Source organism: Segatella copri, assembly GCF_026015465.1.
Lineage (GTDB): Bacteria > Bacteroidota > Bacteroidia > Bacteroidales > Bacteroidaceae > Prevotella > Prevotella copri_E.
In genome coordinates this window covers 1-3,170 of record NZ_JAPDUQ010000008.1, presented here as the reverse complement: position 1 = coordinate 3,170, position 3,170 = coordinate 1, and the positions used below count along the sequence as shown (strand labels likewise).

Below are 3,170 nucleotides of genomic sequence, written 5' to 3'. Positions count from 1 at the left end.
CGGTAAATCGTAAATCACCATTAGCCCGTATGGCGGTACCTATATAATATATTACCTTTGCATCCGTAATCAAAACAGTTTGATAATGGAAACAAGGGAATATTTCGAAAAAGTGATGCAGGATTACAACCAAAATCGTAAAGGTCGTAGCTTGCGCAAGTATTGTAAGGATGAGGCAGTGGATTATGACTGGCTCATTGAGTTTAAGAAATCATATCGTTCAAATAAGCTTCAACCAGATGAAAACAAGAAGCTAGGCGAAGGTGAGTTTATCGCTTTGACAGTTGAGGAGAATTTTGTTCCCGAGCAACAAACTCCTGCAGGTTGGCAAGTTGAGAGACTGATATTGAAGTCTCCGACAGGTGATGAGATGGAAATCAAGTGTACTAACCTGTTTGCAGTTGCAGAACTGCTGCGTAAAATGTCATAGCCATGCTGAACTTCACTTCTCGAACAACTTATTATTTGAGTTCCACGCCAACTGATATGCGCAATGGTCGTGAGGGCTTGGCAGGAATCATCCGTGAAAAAATGCAGCATGATCCTTATAGTTATGATGAAGCCTTCATCTTCTATTCCAAGGATTACCGCAAGGTTAAAATATTACATTATGATATCAATGGTTTTGTCTTATACCAGAAGTGGTTTGATGATGGTAAGTTTCTCAAGCCTCGTTTCTTGGAGGCAGCTCGCTGTCATAAGATAAGCCGTGAGACATTGATACTGTTGCTATCAACATCCGTACAAACGGAAATCATATTATGAATACTGATATTAAGAGTTTGATACCATCCATGCATGCAGAACTGAAGCGTATGCAGTCTCGTGTTGCAGAGCTTCAAGTCTCATTACAGCAAGGTTCATCTGATGAAAAGGCGATTCGAGAGGAAATTTCTCGAATGAATCTGCGTCAGGTTGAAATCATGGATGTGATGGTAGAGATACAAGAGTATATTTTGGGCAAGCAGGAAGCTCTGCTTGCTCTATTGAGAGAGCGCAAATCTCTTCTGACAGCAAAAGAAACTTTGGAAAAGAAAAACAAGGAATACGAGGAAAAGTTGTTTCTGAAATCTTATAAGCTTCTGAAAAACAAGTAGTTGTATAACTTTTCTTAACAAGAAATAGTTGTATATGTCGCAGAAATTTAGTACCTTTGTAAACATGATAAATAACAAGAGTAATATAGAGATGCAGCTTGCTACGTATAAGTCAATGTTGACTAAAGCTAGCAATGACCTTGCCAAGTCCAAACAGCTTGTTGGCTTGCTCAAACAGCAGATTGAGCAAGGTAATACAGAGTTGTCGGAGGAACTTGACAAGGCAAACGAGCGTATCTCTATGTTAAGCGAAGATTTATCAGATGCAAATGCTCGTATCTATGTGTTGGAGGTGGCTTTGACCCAAGCGGAATCTGATAACTCGGAATTACGAGCAGAGGTATCTCGACTTCATTCCAAGGCAGATGATTATGAAAAGGCAAATGCCTTGTTGGATATAGCAGACAAGGCTCAGGTTGATTATAAAACTATCATCGAGGTTCTCCTTCATAGAAAGTTTGCTCATAACTCAGATATGACCAATCTCTTGAATGGTGTGTTGGATACATCCGACGCAGAGGTCAATGAGTTGGGACTTGATGGATTGAAAAAGAAAATCAGTGATGCTGCTGACGAGGCGTTGGATGAAAAGCATAAGGATGAAGAGTCTAAGGCATCTTCAGCCCCAGAGCAACCAGCTGTAAAACTGCCTAAGAAAACAGAAAAAGAAAAGCAGAAATCAGATAGTCAACTCCCTCGCAAGCGTTATACTACAACAGCTAGAGTTTTGAAGTCCTTCGGCATAGATAAATCTGATCTTCCTGAGAATGCAAAGGTTATCATACGTAAGGGTAAGAAGGACATGTGGGTAGTCCGTCTGTTCTTCTATCAGAAACAAGAGGTTTATTGTAAGGAATACAAGATAGCGCGCTTTAATGTACCTGGCTCTGATCCTCAGAGCAGCAAGTATCCTCAGAGTATCATCAAGGGTAATCCTTTGATGCCATCCTTCTGTAGGTTCTATCTGGAGTCGAAGTTTGCCTATCATCTCTCCGAAAACCGCTTGTTGGATATGTTGTCACAGATGGGTATGAAGGTAGCTCAGTCAACCTTGAACGGTTGGATGCAGCAAATCATGACTTATCTTCGTGAACGCTTGGGGCCTGTGATGCTTGAGCGTATCCGTCAGTGTGTCTATACCCAGAATGACGAGTCAAGAATCGTGGTTCGCAGTCGTGAGAGTAAGGAAGATAAGTTTAAGTACAATGTGGAGTACATCCATGCTGCCCTCTCCATGGAAGCCAAGCTTTGTGTGATGGAATATAAGGAGGGTAGCCGTAGTCACAGTGTGCAGGAAGATGCCATCTTCAAGGACTCTTGCATAAGGGTGTTTACTGCAGACAGAGCAGTCTTGTATGAGACAATTGAGAAGGATTTGGAGGAAATGGGACTGGTGCGTACAGCTTGCTGGTTCCATGCCCGCCATCGCTTCGTGGATGCTTATATCTCTGACCATCGTGTGCGTGTAATCATCTTGATGATGAACTACCTCTTCCAGATAGAGCGAGAGTCGAAGATACGCAAGCATACTGCAAAGCAGCGACGCCGATTTAGACTTAAGTACAGTGCATCGATCGTTGGCAAGTTGATGAAGTTGTTGAAGAAGATGAAGCTTGATTCTTCTTATGGTGCAATGGTTCAGCGAGCAGTCAACTATGTACTTGATGACGAGAAGGCCTTCAAGGTGTTCTTGCAGGATGGCCGTGTCGAGATGCATAACAATGCGGTCGAACGAATGTTCCGCCACTTGGCTATGGGTAGGCGAAACTGGATGCATACCGGTAGCCATTTAGGTGCGGAAAACATAGCTTTTATGTTCTCACTTTTTGAGAGCTGCAAGTTGAATGACATTAATTTTGGCGATTATATAGAAGATATACTCACCCGACTGATGGAGGGGGAGCAAGACTTCATGTCCCTAATCCCATGTAATTATAACTCGAACAAAAAGGTGAATGTTAAGGCTGCCTAATAGGTAGCTTTGGCAATACCAATTAATAATATGCTTTTTTTGAAAAATGTTGGATGTGCTAACTGCTGAAAATCAGTAGTTACGTTCTAACGGTTATTTAC

4 protein-coding genes are annotated in these 3,170 nt (G+C 41.9%); all 4 read left to right on the top strand.

All coding sequences use genetic code 11. The annotated features are described in order from the left end of the window. Positions 1-85: 85 nt before the first annotated feature. Genes ONT08_RS16355 through tnpC form a run of 4 tightly spaced genes read left to right on the top strand, consistent with a single transcriptional unit; the run spans position 86 to position 3,069 of the window. Positions 86-430, top strand: coding sequence for a hypothetical protein (locus ONT08_RS16355; RefSeq protein ID WP_117587496.1), 345 nt, complete (start codon positions 86-88; stop codon positions 428-430). Positions 431-432: 2 nt separating this feature from the next. Further along, on the top strand, positions 433-765 hold the full coding sequence (tnpB, locus tag ONT08_RS16350; RefSeq protein ID WP_118201877.1) for an IS66 family insertion sequence element accessory protein TnpB: 333 nt from the start codon (positions 433-435) through the stop codon (positions 763-765). Beyond that, positions 762-1,097 (top strand): hypothetical protein, encoded by a 336-nt coding sequence (locus ONT08_RS16345; RefSeq protein WP_118155416.1) that lies wholly within the window; start codon positions 762-764, stop codon positions 1,095-1,097. Before tnpB ends, ONT08_RS16345 begins: the two co-directional genes overlap by 4 nt. Before the next feature lie 34 nt (positions 1,098-1,131). Continuing rightward, positions 1,132-3,069: an IS66 family transposase gene (gene tnpC, locus ONT08_RS16340; RefSeq protein WP_264960373.1), complete on the top strand. Its 1,938-nt coding sequence runs from the start codon at positions 1,132-1,134 to the stop codon at positions 3,067-3,069. The last annotated feature ends 101 nt before the right edge of the window (positions 3,070-3,170 follow it).